Source organism: Leucobacter ruminantium, assembly GCF_017565705.1.
GTDB lineage: Bacteria > Actinomycetota > Actinomycetes > Actinomycetales > Microbacteriaceae > Leucobacter > Leucobacter ruminantium.
Window position 1 is genome coordinate 1 of the sequence record NZ_JAGDYL010000021.1, and the last position, 22,000, is coordinate 22,000.

21 protein-coding genes, 1 tRNA gene and 1 pseudogene are annotated in these 22,000 nt (G+C 68.4%); 4 read left to right on the top strand and 19 right to left on the bottom strand.

Annotation, left to right across the window (positions count from 1 at the left end; genetic code table 11):
* Window positions 1-111: pseudogene (locus tag J4H91_RS15635) on the bottom strand (leucine zipper domain-containing protein); the annotation flags it as partial.
* A 105-nt stretch (window positions 112-216) separates the two neighbouring features.
* Window positions 217-1,287, bottom strand: a complete 1,071-nt coding sequence (locus J4H91_RS11615) for a PucR family transcriptional regulator ligand-binding domain-containing protein (protein ID WP_208046428.1) — start codon at window positions 1,285-1,287, stop codon at window positions 217-219.
* Between the two features lie 185 nt (window positions 1,288-1,472).
* Here J4H91_RS11615 and J4H91_RS11620 point away from each other — a divergent pair, with 185 nt between their 5' ends.
* Window positions 1,473-2,234 carry an alpha/beta fold hydrolase gene (locus J4H91_RS11620; protein WP_208046429.1) on the top strand — a complete coding sequence of 254 codons (762 nt, stop codon included), beginning with the start codon at window positions 1,473-1,475 and terminating at the stop codon, window positions 2,232-2,234.
* A 130-nt stretch (window positions 2,235-2,364) separates the two neighbouring features.
* Here the strand turns inward: J4H91_RS11620 and J4H91_RS11625 are convergent, their stop codons facing one another.
* Window positions 2,365-3,528, bottom strand: a complete 1,164-nt coding sequence (locus J4H91_RS11625; protein WP_243752917.1) for an AI-2E family transporter — start codon at window positions 3,526-3,528, stop codon at window positions 2,365-2,367.
* A 160-nt stretch (window positions 3,529-3,688) separates the two neighbouring features.
* A complete protein-coding gene (locus tag J4H91_RS11630) occupies window positions 3,689-3,976 on the bottom strand; it encodes a hypothetical protein (protein ID WP_208046431.1) in 288 nt (95 codons plus the stop codon).
* Window positions 3,977-4,413: 437 nt separating this feature from the next.
* Between J4H91_RS11630 and J4H91_RS11635 the strand changes: the two genes are divergently transcribed.
* Window positions 4,414-4,686: a hypothetical protein gene (locus J4H91_RS11635; protein ID WP_208046432.1), complete on the top strand. Its 273-nt coding sequence runs from the start codon at window positions 4,414-4,416 to the stop codon at window positions 4,684-4,686.
* 167 nt (window positions 4,687-4,853) lie between these two features.
* Here J4H91_RS11635 and J4H91_RS11640 read toward each other — a convergent pair whose 3' ends face one another.
* The 9 genes from J4H91_RS11640 to J4H91_RS11680 all read right to left on the bottom strand — a co-directional run bounded on the left by J4H91_RS11640 (window position 4,854) and on the right by J4H91_RS11680 (window position 10,338).
* On the bottom strand, window positions 4,854-5,408 hold the full coding sequence (locus J4H91_RS11640) for a hypothetical protein (protein ID WP_208046433.1): 555 nt from the start codon (window positions 5,406-5,408) through the stop codon (window positions 4,854-4,856).
* Between the two features lie 77 nt (window positions 5,409-5,485).
* A complete protein-coding gene (locus J4H91_RS11645; protein ID WP_208046434.1) occupies window positions 5,486-6,346 on the bottom strand; it encodes a phage major capsid protein in 861 nt (286 codons plus the stop codon).
* A 183-nt stretch (window positions 6,347-6,529) separates the two neighbouring features.
* Window positions 6,530-7,123 (bottom strand): hypothetical protein, encoded by a 594-nt coding sequence (locus J4H91_RS11650; protein ID WP_208046435.1) that lies wholly within the window; start codon window positions 7,121-7,123, stop codon window positions 6,530-6,532.
* A gap of 2 nt (window positions 7,124-7,125) precedes the next feature.
* The gene (locus J4H91_RS11655; protein ID WP_208046436.1) at window positions 7,126-7,407 is read right to left on the bottom strand and encodes a hypothetical protein; all 282 of its coding nucleotides are present in this window, start codon (window positions 7,405-7,407) and stop codon (window positions 7,126-7,128) included.
* Window positions 7,404-8,903 (bottom strand): hypothetical protein, encoded by a 1,500-nt coding sequence (locus tag J4H91_RS11660; RefSeq protein WP_208046437.1) that lies wholly within the window; start codon window positions 8,901-8,903, stop codon window positions 7,404-7,406. Before J4H91_RS11660 ends, J4H91_RS11655 begins: the two co-directional genes overlap by 4 nt.
* Window positions 8,900-9,220: a hypothetical protein gene (locus J4H91_RS11665; RefSeq protein ID WP_208046438.1), complete on the bottom strand. Its 321-nt coding sequence runs from the start codon at window positions 9,218-9,220 to the stop codon at window positions 8,900-8,902. Before J4H91_RS11665 ends, J4H91_RS11660 begins: the two co-directional genes overlap by 4 nt.
* A gap of 8 nt (window positions 9,221-9,228) precedes the next feature.
* Window positions 9,229-9,600: a hypothetical protein gene (locus J4H91_RS11670; RefSeq protein ID WP_208046439.1), complete on the bottom strand. Its 372-nt coding sequence runs from the start codon at window positions 9,598-9,600 to the stop codon at window positions 9,229-9,231.
* Window positions 9,601-9,761: 161 nt separating this feature from the next.
* Entirely contained in the window at window positions 9,762-10,037 is a 276-nt protein-coding gene (locus J4H91_RS11675) for a hypothetical protein (protein WP_208046440.1), read from the bottom strand.
* Window positions 10,038-10,110: 73 nt separating this feature from the next.
* Window positions 10,111-10,338 carry a helix-turn-helix domain-containing protein gene (locus J4H91_RS11680; RefSeq protein WP_208046441.1) on the bottom strand — a complete coding sequence of 76 codons (228 nt, stop codon included), beginning with the start codon at window positions 10,336-10,338 and terminating at the stop codon, window positions 10,111-10,113.
* A 102-nt stretch (window positions 10,339-10,440) separates the two neighbouring features.
* Between J4H91_RS11680 and J4H91_RS11685 the strand changes: the two genes are divergently transcribed.
* Window positions 10,441-11,040, top strand: coding sequence for a helix-turn-helix domain-containing protein (locus J4H91_RS11685; RefSeq protein ID WP_208046442.1), 600 nt, complete (start codon window positions 10,441-10,443; stop codon window positions 11,038-11,040).
* Window positions 11,024-12,235: a tyrosine-type recombinase/integrase gene (locus J4H91_RS11690; protein WP_208046443.1), complete on the top strand. Its 1,212-nt coding sequence runs from the start codon at window positions 11,024-11,026 to the stop codon at window positions 12,233-12,235. Before J4H91_RS11685 ends, J4H91_RS11690 begins: the two co-directional genes overlap by 17 nt.
* A gap of 87 nt (window positions 12,236-12,322) precedes the next feature.
* Here the strand turns inward: J4H91_RS11690 and J4H91_RS11695 are convergent.
* The 6 genes from J4H91_RS11695 to J4H91_RS11720 form a co-directional block, all read right to left on the bottom strand.
* Window positions 12,323-12,404: transfer RNA gene (locus J4H91_RS11695), tRNA-Tyr, on the bottom strand.
* A gap of 222 nt (window positions 12,405-12,626) precedes the next feature.
* Entirely contained in the window at window positions 12,627-16,343 is a 3,717-nt protein-coding gene (locus tag J4H91_RS11700; RefSeq protein ID WP_243752918.1) for a proline dehydrogenase family protein, read from the bottom strand.
* 102 nt (window positions 16,344-16,445) lie between these two features.
* Entirely contained in the window at window positions 16,446-18,047 is a 1,602-nt protein-coding gene (locus J4H91_RS11705; protein WP_208046444.1) for a class I adenylate-forming enzyme family protein, read from the bottom strand.
* Window positions 18,034-19,209, bottom strand: a complete 1,176-nt coding sequence (locus tag J4H91_RS11710) for a glycerate kinase (protein WP_208046445.1) — start codon at window positions 19,207-19,209, stop codon at window positions 18,034-18,036. Before J4H91_RS11710 ends, J4H91_RS11705 begins: the two co-directional genes overlap by 14 nt.
* Window positions 19,210-19,329: 120 nt before the next feature.
* On the bottom strand, window positions 19,330-20,673 hold the full coding sequence (locus tag J4H91_RS11715) for an MFS transporter (protein WP_341783524.1): 1,344 nt from the start codon (window positions 20,671-20,673) through the stop codon (window positions 19,330-19,332).
* 139 nt (window positions 20,674-20,812) lie between these two features.
* Window positions 20,813-21,997 carry a thiolase family protein gene (locus tag J4H91_RS11720; protein ID WP_208046446.1) on the bottom strand — a complete coding sequence of 395 codons (1,185 nt, stop codon included), beginning with the start codon at window positions 21,995-21,997 and terminating at the stop codon, window positions 20,813-20,815.
* Between the last annotated feature and the right edge of the window lie 3 nt (window positions 21,998-22,000).

The window sequence follows — 22,000 nt, forward strand, 5'->3', positions numbered from 1 at the left end:
GCGCGAGATACCCATCGCGGCAGCGATATGGGATTGTTTCCAGCCCTGCTGATGACGTTGAATGATCAATCGCCTACCAGCAGGAGTCAGACGGGCGTTACGGTGGGTCACGAGAACCTCCGGGAATAGGTGAAGACGTTAGACATCTCCACTAAGCCCGGAGGTTCTCCTGTTTCACAAGCCCGTCGCTGCTACCAACCTCCTGACCGGGTACAACTAGCCCCAGTCGGAGAACGGCGCCGATGCCCCGGCCGTCGCACCGCGGTCGGCGGCGAGGGATCGCAGCTCGCCCAGCCGCTCCTCCGCGACGAATACGACGCCGCGCCCTCCGAAGACGCCTGCCACGAGCTCCGTCCGCTGCAGAACTGCGGCGCGCGCGAGCGGCACGAGAGCGGAGCGCTCGACCACGACAGCGCGGAAGACCCCCTCCCCCAGCATGGCCGCCACGTCGCACGGATCGCCCGCGCCCAGCGCCCGCTCGAGCGCGCGGTTCCAGTCGCCCTGCCGCGCCGCCAGTCGCAGCAGCGCGCGATCGGCCTCGACCTCGACGAGGCGCTTGACGTGCACCAGCACCATCGCGCTCAGCGGCCGCTCCGGGTGCTCGGCGATCTCGAGCTCCAGGTCGAGGTCGCCGTTCCGCGCGAGACCGTGGCGGCGCACCCTCAGCGGCGGCGGGGCCGCCTCCCCGGAATCGACCTCCGGCTCAGACCGTCCCGGCGTCGCCCGCCCGGGCGTCGCGGCCTCGGCCGTCAGCAGGCGCCTCCCGCTCGCCCGATCGATCACCGCGACACCGGCGCCGAGCAGTTCGGCGACACCGAGCAGCAGATCCTGAGGGTGCTCCACCGAGGCGGTCAGCCCGTACAGCTTCGCGAGCGTCAGCACATCGGCGGCGCGCAGGCTGTCGGAGGCGGCGGCGACGTGACGGGTGATCGCCGACCACGGCACCTCCGCGTCGGTGCGCAGCAGCGGGAAGTCCAAACGCTCGGCCTCGCGCAGCATGTCGTCGCTCAGCTCGGCCCCTCCGCCGCGCACGCCGATGCTCGCGCCCGCGATGCCCGCCTCCACGAGCCTTCGCACGAACCCCACCTGGGCCTCCGGGTCGCGAGGCACGCAGAATCCTACGGTCAGCAGCAGCTCGGCAGGCCCGAGCCACTGCCAGGGCTCCTCGAGCTCGCAGCTGTGCGCCCACACCACGCGGCGACCCAGGCCGCCCGCGCCGGCGAGCACCTCGGTTCGCAACGTGTCGATCGCAGCGATCTCGCCGACGGTCAGTCCCGCATCGGCCATGAGTATCGCGCTCCCTCCCGGCTGCCGGTGCTCCCTCGTGCCGCCTCGAACCCAATGTAGCGCCGGCCGCGCTCCGCACGACCCGGCGCGCCCTCGCCGCGGTTCCGGTCACGAGAGCGGGAGCGAGCACCGGCGTCGGGATCCCTCGCCGCTCCTCGAGCCCGGAACCGGGTAGCCTTGGCGGCATGAGCGGGAGGGATCGCAGCTACGAACGCGGCGGCGTCAAGATGGCCTTCACCGATACCCCGGGGCCCGACACGCAGACCTTCGTGCTCGTGCACGGCATCGGCATGGGTCGCGTGGTCTACGCGGAGGTCGGCGAGGTGCTCGCTCGGAGGGGCCGCGTGCTGGCCCTCGACCTTCCCGGCTTCGGCGACTCTCCCGAGCCGGGTTCGGCCGCGACACTCGAGGAGACCGCGGAGGTCGTCGCCCGATTCGTCCGCGACGAGGCGCACGGACCCGCCGTGCTCGTGGGTCACTCGATGGGCACGCAGATCGTGTCCGAGGTCGCCCTGCACCACCCCGAGCTCGTCGAGGCGCTCGTGCTCATCGCGCCCACCGTCAACCGCTACGAGCGCACAGCGGCCAGGCAGGCGATGCGGATGGCGCAGGACGTCGCGGGCGACGGACCCAAGGTGCTGCTCTTGGGCATGTGGGAGTACGCGAAGACCAGCCCGATCTGGTTCCTGAACAAGCTGCGCTTCATGCTGCGCCACCGACTCGAGCGCATCTGCCCCGGGATCGACACCCCGACGCTCGTGCTGCGCGGCGAGACCGACCGGGTGTGCCCGCGCCGCTGGGTCTCGGAGGTCGCCGAGGCGCTTCCGCGCTCCGAGATGCGCGAGATCCCCGGCCGCGGCCACGAGGCGATCATCAAGAGCCCGGAACCCGTGGCGTCGATGATCCTCGACTTCATCGACGGCGAGGGATCGGTGCGCTCGCGCTGATCCCTCGGCGGAGACCCTTCGCCGCACCGCTCATCGCGGGCCCTCGCGCAGAGACCGCTTACGGGCTTGACGATCCCTCGCCGGCGCCGCGACCCCTCACCCGCTCCGCGCTCCCGGCCCGCCGATCGTGTCAGCTCTTGTTCTCCGACGTGACGCGGACTCCGGCGACGATAGGTGCGACCCGTCCCTCCGGGGCCTCGGTCTTCCGGTCCTGAGCGGGGAAGACCACCTTCTGCACGATGATGATGAGGCTCGCGGCGATAGGGATCGCGACCAGTGCGCCGAGCACGCCGCCCAACGCGCCGCCCGCGACCGCCGCGATCACCACCAGAGCGCCCGGAACCGCCACCGCGCGACTCATGATGCGAGGGCTCAGAACATATGCCTCGATCTGCATGTACACGAGATAGTAGATCGCGGCGATGAGGGCGGTGGTCGGGGACTCGATTAGGCAGGCGAGGGAGATGACGATCGAGGCCGACAGGGTTCCGACGAGCGGGATGAGCGAACCGATGAAGGCGATGAGGGCGAGCAGCGCCGGGAGCGGAGCCCGGATGATGCTCAGCATGATCAGGCTCAGCACGCCGTTGATGAGGGCCAGACTCATCTGGCCGATCACGTATCGGCCGACGGCCCCCGAGACGTCCTCCAGCAGTTCCCGGAAGCGTGGGCGCTGATACGCCGGCACGAACCGGACGGCGAGGCGCTTCATGCCTCGCAGCGACCCCATGAAGTAGAGGGTGAGGATGAGCACGATCGTGATGCCCGTGACACCCCCGGCGATGCCGGCGCCCACGGCCACCAGCCCACCGCCGATCTGGCCGATATTGCTCGGATCCTGCAGGAACTTCAGCGCGCTCGCGACCGCATCGTCGAAGTTGGAGCCGAACTGCGCGGTGAGCTGTCGGTACCACTCGCTCGCCATGACGTCATCGACCACCTGCGGAGCGCTCTGCACGAGGTTCGAGATCTGCTTCACCAGTACCGGCACGATCGCCAGCACGATCCCGGCGAAGGCGAGCAGCACCACGATCACCACGATGGCCACCGCCGCCGGACGCGGCAGCCTCCGCTCGATGCGGGAGACGATGGGATCGAGACCCAGCGCGAGGAAGAGGGCCACGCCGGTGTAGACGAGCACCGTGGCGAGCTGCCCGATGATCGAGCCGATGAGCAGTGCGACGAGCACGCCGAGCGCTCCGAGCAGGCCGAAGGTGAAGGGGTTGATCCTGAAGCGGTCGGGGTGGGCGTCAGGCGACCGGGTCTCCCGGATCGCCGCAGCGGAACTCTTCATGCGCATCTCACTACCTCGGCCTTTCACCCGTTGCGCCCAGTCGACCACTCGCGCGGATGCGGGTCAAGTGCTTGACGCGGGGTGCCCGGGGTGCCGTCGTGTGTGATGGGGCGTTTGCGGCTGAGCTGCTGCGCAGCGCTGGTGCGCTCGCTCGCTCGCGCTACCAGTCCTGCCGGAAGGCGAACCGGCCGTCGACGAAGACGTCGATGTATGCCGCGCCGCCGTCGATGAGCTGCTGGGCGATGAACCGCACCGAGACCATGTGCTTCTCGTGGACGCCGACCTCCAGGTCGAAGACGTTCGGCATGAGGATGCCCAGGTTTCCACCGCTGTCGATCACGACGACCCCGTCGACGCTGATCGTCACGCGGTGGCGGATCCCGGCCACGCTCACGGCGACGTCGTGCCGTTCGTGCGCGCCGACGCTGAAGGTGAAAGCCGTGGCCATGGGCTCCACTCAACCACACATCTCAATCACACATCGGAGAGCGACGCTCGAGCGCGTCCACCCCTCGGCCGCAATGACGCAGTAGTGGGGCCGAAAGACGCCCCCCTTCCCCATCTACTGCGTCATTGCCGGGAGACGAGGGTGGTTTTCGAATCGGCTTCGTCTCGCTCAACCGGCGGAGGGGCACACGACCCTCCGCAAACATGGAAAGCCCGGCCAGAAACTTGTTCTGACCGGGCTTTTTCTCCGGTGGCGGGTGAGGGATTCGAACTCGCGAGGGTACAAGAACTTGGGATGGCACTCGACCACCTGAAAACGCATGATTTCAACGATCTGCGAGGGTCAATCTGTGGATAACTGCACCGACCTACAGGCGGTTACCTGGTCGGTGCCCCATCGTTTGCCCCATGAGCAGCTCAACATCGTAGGCTGACGGCATGGCACTGAAACCACCCAACTTTCAATGGCTCGGCTTCACCGAAGAACAGATTGAGCTACTGGACTTCACTGACTTTATTGGGAACAACGGGTGGGCCCGCAACTCTCAAACCGAAGAAGTCATGCCGAATCACCTCAATGACTGCGCAGAGGCCAATCTAGGTATCGACAGAATCGTTGAGGCTATGAAAGCTATCGGCTACACGAGAGATGATCTGCACATGCTTAGAAGGTGGGAATCTAAACGCACCACGGGCAAGTTCGGAAAATAGAAATCTCGCTCAGCGAGCCGACCACGCTGGATTCGGGAACTGAAAAAAACGAGATTTCCGCACGCATATCCGTGTTTGTTAGCCCCGTCGGTCCTTGGTGGGGTGCGAGGGGAAGTCCCCCCGGTGGTGTCAGCCGAGGGCGCCGGGCCGCGTACTATGCTCCCGCTCTACTTAAGGTCGCTAGCGAGCACGGCGCGCGCGGCTAGCTCGAGCTCCAGGATCGCTTGGGTGAAGTCGTCCTGTTTCCTCTCGACATACGCGACCCTTGCGGCTGCGAGATGAAGTTCTTCTTCGCGCGCGTTCAGCTCAGCTTCTAACTCTTCGCTCGCGAATGCCAGCTCATCATCGAGCTGCTCTAGCGCGCTTGATATTCTCTCGTCTCTGATCGTGATTTGTGCGCGTGAAATATTGCTCGCGGCTTCACGCTGGAATGTCCAGAGTTCCTTCATCGGCTCGCTGTCGATTCGCTCCTTCACAAACTCTCGAACCTGCTCGCGTGGTAGCTGGGCGATGATGCGTAGATACGCGAACTGCATTTGAGAATACCGCTTGAGCGCGGTGAGGGTTTGAGCGAGCAGTTCGACTTGTTCTTGACGGCGCTGCTCGGCTCTTTCGTTCTCGGCTTTGCTCTTGTCAGCGCGAGTGGTGACAACGGGGCCAGCCACTGCACCTATCACCGTCGCCACCATTCCGATAATGGCTACAACACCTGTCTCCGTCATTCCTTGATCATATGGTGCAGGCAGACTGAAGGCCCGCCGCTCAGGAGGGAAGCAACGGGCCTTCGGGGTCTATGTGGTTAGTCCTCGTCAACAGTCGGTGCGGTGACGGTGAACTTGCCGACGCGGTTGGGGCGGACGAGGTTCCAGCCGATGCGCCAGGTTGCGCGGAGCGCTACTCCGTCGGTGGTGAAGTAGGCGGACTCGTCGGTGGCGACGTTCACCGGGCCGACGGCAGAGGCTACTGCTGACTGGTCGACGACGAGGCCACTGTTCGCGGTGAGCGCGTTGGACACAGTGACGGGCAGGTCGAGGAGCATCTTCTGGGCGTCGTTAGTGCCTGCGCCGAGGATGGTGAGTTCGGAACCGGTGGCGGTCTTGAACTTGCGCAGCGACGCCCATGCGAGCGGGTCGAGGATGATCCCGGTGGGAGTGCCGCCATTGGATTCCAGCTGGGCCAGGAGGTCAACGAGAGCGTCGAGATTGCCGTCTACCGCTCCACCGTTCTCGATGCCACTGATGTTGAGGATACCGGCAGGGGGTGCGACTGCGGGGCTCACGGGTGCAGTCTGGGTGAGGAAGGCCTGGTCTGCCTTCTTCATGATCGCGCGCTGCACGGACTGGGAAAGCTCGCCTGCGGTGCCGTCCTGCCGGTACTGCTCGTTGCTGATGCGCACGAGCTGGGTGACCTTCGCCGTGTAGACGAGCACCTCGTCAAGACCGGGGTCAGCCTCGGGGATCTCTGCGCCTTCGGCGGTGAACTGGGCGGTGTCGTCGGTGACGTATGCGACACGCAGCGCGGGGGCGTCTCCCTCGATCACGCCGCCGATGGTCGAGTGCTGAAGGATCAGCGCGTCAGGCACCGCGTCCGCGGGATTGAAGATGTTCTTGTCCGGCGCCCATGCCTTCGAGCTGTTGAGCGTGGTCTGAGTTGCAGCCATGATGTCTGCCTTTCCGGTGGCCGGAGAAATAGTAAAGGCCACCAAACGAAATCGAGTAGATTTTCGCCGGTGGCCTCGGGCCTTCCCGGTTGCCCTGCGAGGGCGTGCGGTGAGGTGGTGCTGGTCACGGACCGGGGCAGAACCTCTTCTACGATTCTACCCCAGTCCACTGACATTTGCTCGCTACTTGCGGGGCTTGAACGCGTTGGTGAACTTCGGCCCGACCTCGGGCTCGTCGTAGGGGTTGCTGCCACCGCGGAGCTTGGCGCGGGGCTGCATACTGCGCAGTTCTTCGCCGGCCTTGTGGAACATGTAGGGCTTCGCCTCGTACAGCTCCTCGAAGAACGCCTTCACCGCGTTCGTGTCGATGGTGAGCCCCGTGAATGCTGCGCTGGGGAGGGTCACGTCAGCGAGCGCTGCGGGGTGGAGCTTGAGGGTTCCGTCTGCGCTGCTGATGGTGTGCTTATCGAGGTCGCGCGCGAGGAGCATTCGGCGGGCCTGATCGAGTTCATTACGTAGCTGATCGCGTTCGGTTTCGGTGGCGCGGAGCTGTCGCCGGTACTTCGCGGCCTCGCTGCTTGCGCGAGTGGGTGTGCTCTCGCTCTCCGCATTCTCCTGATCGTGGCCCTGATCTTCCGGGATGTGATCGTCTGCCTGCTCGGTTCCTGCGGGCGTAGCCTGCTGGGCTTCCTCGTAGCGGTCCTGGATCTGCTCCTTCGCCTCATCAATGGTCATGCCCTCGGGGGCGTTTGTCGTGTTCTCAACTGCTGCACTCATGGTCAGAGTCCTTTCCTGATTTGTTCTTCTTGCTGGCGTCCGAAATCTGCGAGCAAGTCTTCGATATGCGCACCGGTTTCGGTGCAGTACGCCTCGAGGGTGGCCCCGAGGTAGGTGAGGGTGATGCCGAGCACGTCGAGGAGGAACGCGCCACGGACTTCTGCCGGTTGTTCGAGCACTGCGTCTCGGACAAGGCAGAGCGTGTTCTGTGGGGTGTCGATCGTGTCGGAGGTGATCGCGGCCAACGCTGCACGCGCCACCGCTTCTCGGTAGTCGGGGGTCATGGGTTGGCCCTCCTGTTCTGTGTCGAGAGCCGCTTGCGGCAGGTATCGGAGCAAGTGATCGCGTGTGGCCGCTTGCCCTCAAGGGAGCCCCCGCATACCGCGCAGACCCGTGATTCAGAGGGGTCAGGGCTGACAATTGCGGGGAGGGCTGACGATTTCGTCAGGGCTGTTTTGTCAGTGCTGAGATCCGCATGATTCCGCGGAGAATCAGGCCTGATAGGGAGGGCTGACGATTTCGTCAGGGCTGACTGCACTGCGAGCCTGTACCGGGTCCGGTCCTGCCCTTGGTACTGGTCGGCCGCGACCTCGATTGCGCCGCTCTCGACCAGCTCGGTCACGGCGACCTCGAAGTGCTCGCGCAGCTTCGCGGTGATCTTCGGGCGCAGCGCGCCAGAGCCTATCCACTCGTCGCCGAGCTTCGAAACGATGCGTTCCTTACACTTCGCGACGAGGTGGTCATCGGTCTTCACGACGGCTTCGGCTCGCAGTTCGGCCCGCTGCGCGTTCGCTTGCCGAGATACCGCCGTGAGCGCGTCTACGCATTTCTGTCTGGTCTGGTCTGAGTGCTGCATGATGACGCCAGCGAGTTCCCAGTCCTCGTCGTTCACGTCTCCCCGCATTTCGAGAAGTGCAAGGGCGGCCGCAACTTTCAGTCGCGATAGGAGTGCGTGACCGTCGAGTGCGTGCCCGTCACCTCGGAGCCGCTGCACTTGAGCCCGCTCAATGGCGGTCCAAGCGGTGTCACACACCTGCATCCCCCGCATCCCCGACTCCGAGTTCGGGATGACACTAGGTGCCGGGTTCTCCCACCGGATCCGGGCAGGCGGTGCCGGTGCCCGATCTGGGGCGTCGGGGTCCTCGGTTGAAAACCAAACAAACCTCTGCGGGGTGCCGCCCGCGGCGTCGTCGAGGATCGCAGCGGACCTCGCAGGCTGCACGCCCACTATGAGCGCCGCACGATAGCTGTGCGCCTCAACAGGAAGAGAGGTCGCACGGTCTCGGTTTTGAAAGCCAAGGCGCTCACCTGACCACATCTTCCTTAGCTCTGGCATGAGCGAGGATCCGGCACGCGAACCGAGCGCGGACAAGGTATCTACCTCGGCGACCTCGAACAGCACGCCGTCGGTGTGATGCACGATCTCGGTGCCGTCTTCGCCCTTGACCCGTTCGACAAACGCTGCGCTGATGCCCTCGCCTGAACCGAGGGTGCGGTGGTCGGCGCGGACGAGCCTGTCTCCCCTAAAATCGAGAAGATCTGCCGCGGCCGCAATTGATGCGCCCTTCCCTCCTCCGCTGATCCCGACCAGGCTCACGAAGAGGTTGCAGGATCCTCTACCCCCGACAATCGCTGGGAGCGACACCTTGGGGTCCACTCTGGCAATTACCATCGCCAGGACGGCGCCCAGCGTGCTCCACGGTGACACTCTGCGGGCTCGCGCTTGTTGGTGGATCGCTACGAGGTGTTCCCGAACGCTCCAAAACTGTTCTGCTGTCATGCTGCCTCCTTCCAGGCAGTCCTCCCCGAGTCGCTAAAGAATTGCTCGTCCTCGGTCTGGAAATATTCGTCGAGGCGGCGCTGGTATTCCTCGCGCCGATCCTTCGGTGAGTACGCGGCGAGATAGGCCCGATCAAGCTGGCGCTCGTACTCGCGGGCCTGTTCTGCCGCGTAGGCCATGCCCTCGGCCCAGCCGATCGAGATGAACTGCTGCACCGCGAGGGGTAACTGCCAGATCGACAGTTCCCCTCGCTGCACGGCGTCGGCCCACTGGTCGAGATGACGCTCAGCCACCTCGGAGATCGTGAGCTTGCTCATGGCGGGCTTCAGAGCGCTGCCTCGAACGCAGGGCTGCCGGGCTCAGTGTGACGTTCGAGCTTGACTCCGTTGAGCTCGTCGCAGCGGGCCTGCATTCGTTCGAACGCTTCCGCGAGTGCTCGCGCCTGCACGACACCATCATGAGCATCAGCCAGATCGTCGGCATCAGCCCACGCAGTCCACCCTTCATCGAGGAGATGCGCGTGCACGACGAAGCCATCGCCCTCGACTTTCTGCAACCGGCACGGATGGAACTGTTCACCGTTGGTCCACTCGTGCTCGTCCTCAACGCACTCGTCGATCGTGCACGGCCGCATGTCTGGCTCGTTCTCGAACACGATCTCGAGCTTGTAGCCGAGCGCCCGCGTGATGCTCGCCACGTCGACGACGGTGAACTTGCATTCCGTACCAGCGAGTTGCCGGACGAGACGCGCATATGGGATCCCCGAGAGGACCGAGAGCGAGCGCATGCTCAGCGACGACTCAGTAGTGAGCCGTTGCAGATTGCGTTGCACGAGCTCCGGGGTAACCACTGCACCACTCACACCGACACCTCCTCGACGCCGTATTCCTCACCCATGAACACCAGCTGCGCTTGCAAGCTCGCGATCAGGTCGCGCGCCTCAGCGGGATCGAGGTAGATGGCCTCCCCGTAGCGACCGGGGAAGTTCAGCACGAGATCGTGACGGCCGAGCCATTCCGAGTAACCGATGCGGGTGATGACGGTGCTGCCGCCGTGGTTTACGGTGCTCTTCATCGTCGTGTCGAACTCGTCGGTCTGGCCGTTGACGGTGGCCTCCGGTACGATGGTGGTCATCGGATCTCCTTCGTAGTGGTTGGTGCTTCGGTTCTTGATTGCCCCGGTTGCCGCCGGGGCTTTCTTCATTCGGTTAGTCATTTGCGGGCTCCATCTCCCCAAAGAGCGCAAGGAACTTTGCGCGCGGGATGACGATGCGGCGACCAAGCTTGATCGCGGGAATCGTGCCGTCTTCGATGCCGACCGTCACGGTTCGCGGATCGACGCCGAGCGCGGCCGCAGCCTCCTTTCTGGTGATCGTCAGCGCCTTGGATGCGCGCAGACTGGCGAGAGTGTCGACCTCCTGGATAGTGGTGGACATGATGCCCCCTCCCTGTTTCTAATTCCGGGATCCTGTGCCCGTATTTGAGAAGCTACACGCCATCACTTGCCGTGTCAAGTTCCGGGATGTATGTTTCTAGTTATGGAACAGAAACGAAAGCGTGGCACGGGTCCCGGGCCATCAAGCCGGCACGTTGCCGCAAACCTCCGCACCCTCCGCAAGAATCTGGGTATTGACCTGCGGGAGCTATCAAGACGGCTCGGTGTCCTCGGTCGCCCGATTTCAGCTTCTGGCCTTAGCCGAATAGAGAATGAGGAGCGTCGCGTAGATGCCGACGATCTCTTTGCGCTGTCGCTAGCGCTTGAGGCGATGCCCTCGGAGGTACTCGCGCCCACCCCCGACACTGAGGTTCCCACTGCGGTGCCAAGCATTTACCTATGGGAAGAGGTGCGAGCTTGGATCGGCGGAGAGACAAAACTCACCCCTGGCGATTTGTGGCTCTACTGGGAGCGACAGGAGGATGATTTGAAGCGCAAACTACTCAGTGCGCAAGGCACCATTGAAGCAATGGACGGCGGACGGCGAAATAGTAGAAACCGGCACGTCTACGAGAAGCAGGTAGCAACAATTCAGGGCAGGCTCGACCTGGTTCATGATCGGCAGGCGCTCTATGATTCTCTCGATCTGGCGGACTCGCAGTATCAACTCGCAGAAGACCTCGCCAATGATGAAGCAGGTTGAGAAGCGTTCGCGCCGCCGCGGGAAAGGTTCGTTGCAGTCCTACACCACAAAGGCCGGCCTGCGGTGGCGGTTTCAACTCTGGATCCCGATCGACCCTGAGCAGCCAGAGCTCGGTGAGAAGAAGTACAGCCGAGGTGGCTTCGCAACGAGCGACGAGGCCGATGACGCGATGCAGGAGGCGATCCTCAAGCGCAAGAACGACGAGAAATTCCATGGCGTGACACCGACCCTCGCGGAGTACGGTGCTGACTGGCTCGACGCGCTCACGCTCGAGCCGTCCACGATGAAGGGCTACCGCCGGCAGTTCAACAACTACCTGGTGCCGCACCTCGGCGCGAAGCCACTCGACAAGATCACCGGCCCTGCGGTCGGCAAGCTCTACAAGCTGCTGCGCGAGCGCGGCGGGAAGGACGGCGCACCACTCTCCGCAAACACGGTAAACAAGACCTCGATCACGCTTGCAGCGATCCTCGACGCAGCGATGGAAGACGGCTTCATCGTGAAGAACCCCGCCAGGCTCAAGAAGATCGTGAAGGCACCCACCGGCCGCGACATTCGGGCCGAGCGCGAGGAGATGGTGACCTGGACCGCCGAGCAGCTCAAGGCGTTCATCGAGTGGGATCGCGACGTGTACGAGGACGAGCTGTTCCCGCTCTGGTTCACGTTGGCGCGCACCGGCATGCGCCGCGGTGAAGCGCTCGCGCTGCAGTGGCGGGATCTCGACTTCAAGTCCGGTCGCATCTCGATCCGGCGCGCAGCCGACAGCGCTACTCGCGGGCGCACGAAGGTGCCGAAGTCGGGCGGTGCTCGCGTGATCGACGCCGATGCGCAGCTCATGACCACGCTCAAGACCCTGAAGTCGACCCGCGGCGGGATCGCTCTCGACCTGGCCCGACCGACCGCGTTCATTTTCGGCCACGATGACGGCCGGCTACGTGACCCGGTGCTCATCAGCAACCGGTGGATCCGCCGCATGGCGGCCGCGAACAAGGCGCTGCCGGATCTCCCCCGGATCCCGCTGCACGCGCTCCGCCACACTCACGCGACTCTGCTGCTGCAGCTCGGCGAGTCGCCGAAGGTGGTGCAGGAGCGCCTCGGGCACGCCTCCATCTCGATCACGATGGACATCTACAGCCACGTCAACCCGACGATGCAGCGGGCCGCCGCCGACCGGTTCGCAGCGCTGCTCGAGTAGGGCTTGCCCCATATTTCGCCCCATAGGCATGAAAATAGCCCCTGACTTTGGAGCTTCCACTCCTGGTCAGGGGCTATTTTCTTGCTGTGGCGGGTGAGGGATTCGAACCCCCGTAGGCAGTGCCAGCTGATTTACAGTCAGCCCCCTTTGGCCGCTCGGGTAACCCGCCGTCGGCCGTGCGAGCACGACCAGGAATCAACTGTAGCGTTTCGGCCGCGCGAAGGGAAATCGGGGCCGCGAGGCGAACGCACCGGCCGCACAACGCGCGCCGAACGCACCGCGCCAGACGTACACCGCCCACCGCCGAACACCCACCGCGCACCGCCGAACGTACACCGCGCACCGAGCACCGCGCACCGAACGCACCGCGCAAACAACCGACGCTCCCCGGCTACCCCTCGAGCAGCTCGTCGAGGCCCGGCACGGGGGTCGCGAGGCCGTGCCGGTGCGCGCGCGCCGAGATCGACTGCTCGCGCAGCAGCGTGAGCAGCTCGACGGGGCCGGCCATCGTCACGGGCTCGGCCCAGAGCGCCACCCGGTGGAGCCCGCCCAGCCACTCGGCCGCGCGCACCCGGTCTCCGCCGATGAGCCTGATGCGGGCCGCGGGTGCGCCGCCGGCCGCGGCTGGCCCGGAGACGGCGAGGCGCTCCACCCAGTCGCCGTCGCGTTCGAGCGACACCTCGACGCCGAGCGTGGAGAGGTACGCCGAGACTGCGGACGGCAGCACCTCGCCCGTCGAGACCGCAATCGGTGCCCTGACGAGCAGAGCGGCCGCGAGCACGCGCACGAGCTGGGCGATCGACCCTCCTTCCGCGAGCCTGATATGCGTGGGCACGGGCTCGTAGCGCAGCACGTCGCGCTCGACGCCGAGGCCGAGCTCGTCGCGCAGCACGCCGAACGAGGTGCGCCAGGTGAGCGCATCGGCGAGCGCGGCCCTGCGCACGTGGTCGAAGTGCTCGTAGTCGAGTGCGGGCTGCGCCGATTCGATGAGCAGGCGCACCTCGGGTTCGAGGCCGCGCAGGTGCAGGGTCTCGCTGCGGGTGCCCTTCCGCGGGCTCCACGAGCCGAGCGTGAGGAGCCGGTTCGGGCCGCCGCTGAGCGCGGGGAGCCCCACGACGGCGTCGTTCCATCCGCCGCCCGGCTGCCGTTCGATGCGGGTGCGGGTGGTCGGCCGGTTGATGGAGAGCGCAGCGGCCTCGACACCGCCGAGCCAGTCGAGCACCTCGACGGGATCGTAGGATTGCAGGCCGGCGACGGCACCGCCCGCGTTCTGCAGCTGGATCGCCTCGTGCAGCGTGTGGGCGTGCACCAGACCGAGAACGGGCACGCCGACCGCATCGGCCCAGAAGGTCGATGATGCCGAGACCCCCGCGCGCACGCCAGGGCTCCACAGCAGCCCCTCCTCGTCGAGGCGCTCCGGCCTCACGAGCCACTCCTCGCCGCGGCCGAGCTCGGTGAGAGCTCGGAGCCCGGCCGCCGACGGCGGTGCGGGGAGCGGCCCTACGTCGAAGCTCAGCGGATCGGCTCCGCCCGGCCGGGACGTGTCGCCGACGCGGAGATGGCGCACGGCGTCGGCGAGGCCGTCGCGGAAGCGGCGGGAGCGCGCGGCGCTGCCGAGCAGGATCGCCGCGTGCACCGAGCGCGGGTGCGCGCCCGCCGCCGCGAACGCCGAGGCGACGATGTCGTCGATGGCCGCGTCGAAGTCGGCCGACGGAGCGACGAGGATCGCGCCTGGCGCCGGGAGGCAGCCCTCGATGCGCAGGTCGGGGCGGTGCTTTGCGAGTTCCCGGGCGAGCGCGCGGTCGCCGAGCACCACGGCCCGGTCGATTCCCGGCGCTGCACCGAGCACGGGCAGTGTTCCCGCCGCTGCGACGGGTTCGAGCCGCACGGTGCCGGCCGGCAGCCCGCCGATCTCCCACTCCTCGAGCAGCGCCCGCGCCGATGCCGCAACGCGCTGCGGAGCCGTCCAGAGCACGCCGCTGCCCGCTGCGAGCGCCGCGAGCACCGCCTCGACCTGCACCGACAGCGGCACGGCGGCGTCGGCGGCGACGAGCGCGAGCCCTTCGGCGACGAAGGTGGCTCCGCGCACGGCGGCGAGCCGTTCGGCGAGCTGGCCGGAGTAGCGGGCGGCGTCGACGATGTCGTCGACCTCGCGGTCGAGCTCGGCCACGGGGGCCCCCGTGTCGCGGGCCAGGCTCTGCAGCATGCGGTCGCGGGCGGCGACGGTGGCGAGGGCGAGTCGGCGCAGGCGGGCGGCGCGTTGGGCCGGGGGCTGCTCGGCCCAGGCCTCCCCTGCCGCGCGTGCTCGCTCGGCGGCTGCGACCGGATCCAGGTCGGCCTCGGAGAGCGCGATGGTGGGATTCTCGGCGTCGATCTCGGCGGCCTCGGCGGCGGCGCGGCGCAACAGGCTGCGCGCCCACTCGCGGTTCTGCGGCAGGCTGGCGTCGGTCTCGGGCTCGTTCGCGAAGCCAGAGGGCGTGACGACGGGGATGGCCCGGGGCGGGGCGAGCTCGGTGAGGCGCAGCTCTCCGGTGGAGCCGCGGGTGAGGCCGAGCACGGCGGCCGTGAGGCCGCCGGTGTCGAAGCGGGCGGGCTCGTCGGGGGCGCGGTAGAAGAGGGCGCTGTCGCGCTCGCTGGGGTCCCACTCGCGGGCGCGCAGCTGGGTGCGGTGCGGTCCGGGCGGCGGCTCCGCGGCGGCCTCGGCCGCCGCGAGGAACCGCTCGCGATCGGCGGCCTCGAGGTCGGGCGAGGGATCCCCGTCGCTCCCCTCCCCGTCTTCCGGGGAGGGATCCACCCCGCCGCCGTGCACCGCGGCCTCCAGGCGCGCGACGTCCGAGGCGGGGTCGGCGGCCTCTGCCGCGAAGCCGAGAAGCACGCCGAGTGCGCCCGAGAACTCCTGCGGGGCGACCACGGGGAGTGCGACGCGCACCTCCGGCGCCTCGCCGACGAGGAGTTCGGCGAGGCCGGGCCCGACGCCGCTGCGCAGCTGCACGCTGAAGAGCTCGGCGCTGCCGAGGCGCTCGGCGAGCTCGACGGAGGCGGCCAGCACCCGCACGTCCTCGGTGGCGATGACGGGTCGCAGTGTGGCGGCGCGGCCGGGGTGCAGCGCGAGTTCGGCGAGCCGCAGCAGCTGCGCCGTGGCCTGCCGACGGTCCTCGATCACCGGCACGGCGAGGCCGCTGTGGATCGAGGCGATTCGCTCGGGGCCCGCCGCGCGACCGATGCCGATCACCACCTCGGACGGCGCACCTCCGTCGGCGATACGGCGCTGAGCCCAGCGGCTGAGCGCCGCGTAGTGGTCGCGCGACTCGGGCAGCTCGGCGAGGAGGCGGACGCCGACGCGGGCGCGGTCGAGCGAGGGATCGGCGAGCGCGCGCACCACCAGGCCGGGCACGAGGCGCGCCCACCGCACGCTGCTCGGGGCGATGACGACGGTCGTGCCGTGATCCCTGGCCGCTTCGAGCACCGGGCGCAGCGCTGCCGAGGCGCGCGCCAGGTCATCGTCGGCCGACCAGTCGGTGCCGCCGGGCGCGAGCCGGGCGGGATCGACGGCGAGGTGCTTGACGAGCGGATGCGCGGCGAGCCCCGCGAGCCGGGCCGCCTCGGCCGCCGCACCCGTCGGGCCGTGCACCGCGTCGCCCGTCGGCTCGACGACGGGCACGATCCCCGCCTCCCCGTGCCTGCGCAGCACCTCGGCGAGCCCGGAGAGACGGCCGGGCTTCTCGGCATCGGTCGGCAGCTTTGTGGCGAGCACAAGGTGCGACACGCGATCCCTCAGCCACTTCCGCGCGACGGGCATCACCGCCCACGGCAGACCCATCGACACCGCGCCGCCCGCGCGCATCGCGATGCGGTCGCGCGCAGGCATCGAGGCCGGCATCTCCTGCGCCATCTCGCGCAGGCCGAGCGCCGAGGTGATCGCATCGTCGGTGCCCGCGACGAGCTCGATGAGGCGACGCGTGAATTCGAAGCTCTCTGGATCGCGGCTCAGGCCGGCGAGCAGATCCTCACCGCTCCCCCCGTCGCGGAGCGCGGCGAGCCAGGCCGTCGCGCGCGCCTCCGCCGCGTGCGCCACGTCGCCCCAGACGATGCTTCCGTCATCTGCCATGTGCCCCACTGTATTGGGGGTGTCGGACAAACCCGTGGAAGGCGCTCCGGCCTCCCCCGGCAACTCGGAGGTTCAGGAGCTGGGAGCACCGGGGTGGCGCGCCTACGCCGACGCGAAGAGCTCGCGCACCGCGCGCTTGTCGACCTTGAGGTTCTGGGTGAGCGGCATCTCCTCGCGCACGAGGAACCTGACGGGCAGCTGATACCGCGCGAGGGTTTCCGAGAGCTGCTCGACGATGCGCTGATGCGACGGCGCCCCGCCCGGGCCGGGCACGATCAGTGCGACCGGAACCTCGCCGTAGAGCTCGTCCGGAGCGCCGACGACGGCCGCATCGGCGATGCCGTCGATGCGGCGCAGCGCCTCCTCGACGTCGATGCACCACACCTTCTCGCCGCCCCTGTTGATCATGTCCTTCGTGCGGTCGACGAGGAAGACGTAGTCGTCGTCGCCGATGTAGCCGACGTCGCCGGTGTCGAGCCAGCCGTCCTCGGTGAGCGACGGCGTCTCGATCCCGTCGTAGCGGCGCAGCAGGTTCGCCCCGCGCAGCCACAGCGCGCCGGGCTCCCCGCGCTCGACCTCGCGGCCCGCCTCGTCGCGCACCTGCAGTTGCAGTCCGGGAATGGGCCGCCCGGAGGAGCCGCAGTGCACGCTCGTCGCGGCGTCGGCCGGGAAGATCAGGGCGGGCGAGCTCGTCTCGGTCAGCCCGTAGACCGTGCGGAACTCCATGCGGGGCAGCCAGGCGTGCAGCTCGCGGATGCGCGAGACGGGCATGTGGGCGGCGCCGCATGCCATCATGCGCAGCGCGGGCAGGGGCGGGTGATCACGGCGCGCGGCCGCGTCCAGCAGCAGCGCGTACACGGTGGGCGAGGCGTGCACGAAGGTGATGCGCTCCTGCTCCAGCGTGCGCAGCAGCCGATCGGCGTCGAAGCGGCGATGCAGGTGCAACGCGCCGCCCACGTGCACGAAGAGCCCGAGCAGGGCGACGAGCCCGGTCACGTAGGCGATGGGCACGGGGAGCACGCTCGAATCGCCGGGCCCGATGCCGAGCACGTGCCGGTAGGCGGCGATCGCGTGCCCCACGCCGCGGTTGGTGAGCAGCACGCCCTTGCTCACGGAGGTGGTGCCCGAGGTGTACATCAGCAGGCAGTCGGCATCGGGGTCGGCCTGCCGCGGCGGGGTAGGGATCGCCCCGCAGCCCCAGCCGCCGAAGCCGTAGCCGTCATCCCGGTTCTCGGACCACAGCAGCTCGGCCGTCGAATCGCCCACGCCGTCCCAGTCGCGGAAGCGCTCCTCGGCGATGATCAGCTCCGGCTCGGCGAGGTCGAGGAGCGCGCGCATCTCCGGGGCGCGGTGCTTCGTGGGCACCGGCACCGCGACACCGCCGCAGCGGTTCACGGCGTAGAGCGCCACGGCGAACTCGATCGAGGTGTCGAGCAGCAGCGCCACCCTGGTGCCGGGGCGCACCCTGCGCTCCAGGCATGTGGCCGCCTGGTCCACGAGCATCCGCAGCTGTGAGAAGGTCGCCGTGCGACCGTCGTCTGCGATGAGCGCGACGGAGTCGGGCGCTCGCACGGCGCTCGCGACCAGCGACGTGTACAGGCTCGTGGGCGCGTCCTCGTAGACGACGAGCTCGTGCCCGCGCACGTTCGCCGTGGTCAGCCCGGCGGTCACCGGCGCGTCCCAGAGCTCCTCACCGCGCAGCATGGTGCGCTCCTTCCCCCGCAGCGGTGTCGGCGAACGACCCGTTCGCCAGCCTGCACGCCATCGCCACCGCGCGCTCGAGGTTGTCGGCGCCGCTCCGCAGAGCCTCGTCGAGAGTCGTCACGCCGCGCACGATGGGCACGATCGCGACGACCCCGGGCGGCGGGCTCGCCTCGACCTCGGCGTCGATGCGCCCGGCGAACACGACCGTCGGCACCCCGGCGGCGAGCGCGCGCTCCGCCACCCGCACGGGTACCTTGCCCGAGAGCGACTGCGCATCGAGGCTGCCCTCGCCGGTGAACACGACCGTCGCGCCGGCCAGTCGCTCGTCGAGACCGATGAGGTCCATGACGGTCGTCGCACCCGATTCCATGCGCCCCCGGCAGAAGGCGAGGAACGCCGCCCCGAGACCGCCCGCGGCGCCGGCGCCCGAAACGTCACGCACGCGACGGCCAGTCTCGCCCTCCACGACGTCGGCCCAGCGGCCGAGCGCCGCGTCGAGGCGGGCGACATCGTCGGGGCGGGCGCCCTTCTGAGGTCCGAACACGGCGCTCGCGCCGTTCGGGCCGAGCAGGGGGTTGCTCACGTCGCCCGCGATGCGCACCTCGACCCGGGCGAGGCGCGGGTCGATCCCGGCCAGGTCGACGGCGGCGAGGCCCGCGAGCGCGGCGCCGCCGTCGGGCAGCTCCGCTCCCGCGGCGTCGAGGAAGCGGGCGCCGAGCGCGGCCATCATGCCGGCGCCCGCATCGTTCGTCGCGCTGCCGCCGAGACCGATGAGCAGCGTCTCCGCCCCGCGATCGAGCGCCGCGAGCACGAGCTCCCCCACCCCGCGGGTGGACGTGGCGCCCGCGTCACGCTCCTCGGGAGCGATCATTTCGAGCCCGCAGGCGTGCGCGACCTCGATGACGGCGAGCGAGCGCTCGGGCACGTAGGCGAATCGCCCCATGATCGGACGCCCGAGCGCGTCGTGGCAGGGTGCTTCGACCACGGTGCCGCCGAGGGCGTCGACGAGCACGTCTCCCGTTCCCTCGCCGCCGTCGGCCATGGGGGTCAGCACGATCTCGGCGTCGGAATGCACGCGGCGGATCCCTCGCGCCATCGCCGCGGCGGCTTCCTTCGCCGTCATGGACTCCTTGAACGAGTCGGGTGCGCAGATGAACAGCATCGTTTCTCCTCAGCGGGGGCGGAACGAGACCCTGGGCCCCGTCCCGCGTCTGTCGACCAGGTTAGAGGTCGCGCGGGGAGGCGCACATCCTCGCGACGGCACGCTTCCCCGCGCGGCCTCTCAGTTCTTCGCGACCGCCGTCTCGCGCCCGGATCCCTTCAGGCCGAGCGCCAGGAGCGCACCGCACACCGCGAGCCCGATGATGAACCACAGGCCGGCGAGCGGGTTGCCCGTCGCGGTCTCGAGCGAGCCCATGATGGTCGGGCCGAGGAAGCCGCCGAAGAGGCCGACCGTGTTGATCAGCGCGATGCCCGCCGCGACCGCCATGCCGCTGAGCCGGCGCCCGGGGAAGGTGAACAGCATCGACTGGATGACGAAGAACCAGAACGCGGCCAGCACGAAGCCGATCACGGCGAGCAGCAGGTTGTGGCCCGAGAGCACCGAGATGAGCAGGCCGGCCGCGACCGCGACGAGGCCGCCGGAGACGAGCGCCTTCTGCCGACCGATGGTCGTGCCGAGACGCGGCATCAGCACCGATCCGATCGCCGCGGAGATCCACGGGATCGCGGTGATGAGGCCCACGGTGAGGGGCGCCATGTCGGGGTCGAAGCCCGCGATCATCGACGGGAGGAAGTAGCTCAGCGAGTACACGGCCACCTGGTGCGTGAAGTAGACGGCGATGACGAGCCACAGGATCCTGTCCTTCGCGACGGGCAGCAGGGCCCGGAAGCCGTGCGCCTGCGCGCCCTTGCCGTCGTCCTCCGCGGCGAGCTGCTCCTCGAGCAGCTGCTTGTCCTCGTCGCTCAGCCACTTCGCCTGGCGGGGGCGATCGGGCAGCTTGAACCAGACCCAGAACGCCAGGAGCACCGCGGGCAGTCCCTCGATGATGAACATCCACTGCCAGCCGTGCAGTCCGCCGAGGCCGTCGAGCTGCAGCAGGGCGCCGCCCAGGGGCGCGCCGATGATGTTCGCGAGCGACACGCCCAGCAGGAAGAGCCCGATGGCGCGGGCGCGGTCGGCGCGCGGGAACCAGTAGGTGATGTAGAGGATCATGCCCGGGTAGAGGCCCGCCTCGGCGGCGCCGAGCAGCACGCGCAGGATGTAGAACGACCACTCGTTCCAGACGACCGCCATGAGCATGGAGAGCACGCCCCAGGTGATCATGATGCGCGCGATCCAGAAGCGCGCGCCGAGCTTGTGCATCAGCAGGTTCGAGGGCACCTCGAGCAGGGAGTAGGCGAAGAAGAACAGGCCAGCGCCGAGGCCGTAGGCCGCCGCGGTGAGCCCGATGTCGACCTCGAGGGCGCTCTTCGCCATGCCGATGTTCGTGCGGTCGATGAAGGCGATGATGTAGATCACGATCATCAGCGGCATGAGCCGCGCGAAGTTCGTCTTGGTGATCCGCGCCAGGCGGGATCGATTCTGCGGGTCGGCGATGGGGCCGACCGCTGTCAGTTCGGACACTGGGTTTCCTTTCGTCGCTTACAACGGTGTAAGAGGTTTTCGGGCGCACCGATCACCGGTGGGGTCGGGATCCCTCACTGGCGAGGGATCCGGCCGGAGCGATTCCCGAGGGATCGGCTCCGATGCGGTGCGCGTCGGGTCAGACCGCCCGGATGATCGCGGCGACGGCCTGTCCGCCGCCGATGCACATCGTGACGAGACCGTTCTCGAGGCCGCGGGCGCGCAGGTTCTTGGCGGTGCGCAGGGTGAGGATCGCTCCGGTCGCGCCGATCGGGTGGCCCCAGGCGATGGCGCCGCCGAGGGGGTTGGTGCGCTCGGGGTCGAGACCGGCGTCGCGGATCACGGCGACGGCCTGCGAGGCGAAGGCCTCGTTGAGCTCGACCCAGTCGAGGTCAGAGACGGCCATGCCGTTGCGCTCGAGGATGCGGTCGATCGCGATCTTCGGGGCGTAGCCCATCACCTCGGGCTCGAGGCCTACCTTGACGAAGTCGACGAACTCGGCGAGCGGCGCGAGCCCGCGGCGCTCCGCCTCGGCTGCCGTCGTCACGACGAGCGCGGCGCCCGCGTCGTTGATGCCCGAGCTGTTGCCCGCGGTCACGCTGCCGTCCTTCGCGAAGGCGGGGCGCATCTTCGCGAGCGACTCGGCGGTGACGCCCGCGCGGGGGTGCTCGTCGCGGTCGACGACGGTGTCGCCCCTGCGACCCTGGATCGTGAGCGGCGCGATCTCGGCGTCGACCGCCCCGGCCTCGAGCGCCGCCTGCGCGCGCCGCTGCGACTCGGCGGCGTAGGCGTCCTGCTCCTCGCGGCTCACACCGTAGCGCTCCGCGACGCGCTCGGCGGTGACGCCCATCGGGTAGTCGCCCCACGGGTCGGTGACCAGCGAGAGCGTGCCGTCGACGAGGCGGTGGTGGCCCAGCCGGTACCCGTTGCGCGCCTCGAAGTCCATGAACGGCTGGCGCGACATGTTCTCGCTGCCGCCGGCGATGGCGATGGCGGAGTCGCCGGTGCGCAGCTCGTGCGCCGCGCTCGCTACGGCCTGGAGGCCCGAGCCGCAGAGCCGGTTGACGGCCATCGCCGTCGACGAGGTGCGCGCGCCAGCGGCCAGGGCGATGCGCCTGGCGATGAAGGCGTCGCCGCCGACCTGGCCGACGCAGCCGATCACGAACTCGTCGACCTCGTCCGGCGCGATCCCCGCGCGCTCGCAGGCCGCGCGCACGGCGTGCGCCCCCAGTTCGTGGTTGGGGACCCCGGCGAGGGATCCTCCGAAGCTGCCGGTCGCGGTGCGTGCGCCGTCGACGATCACGATGCGTTGCGAATCTGTCATCTG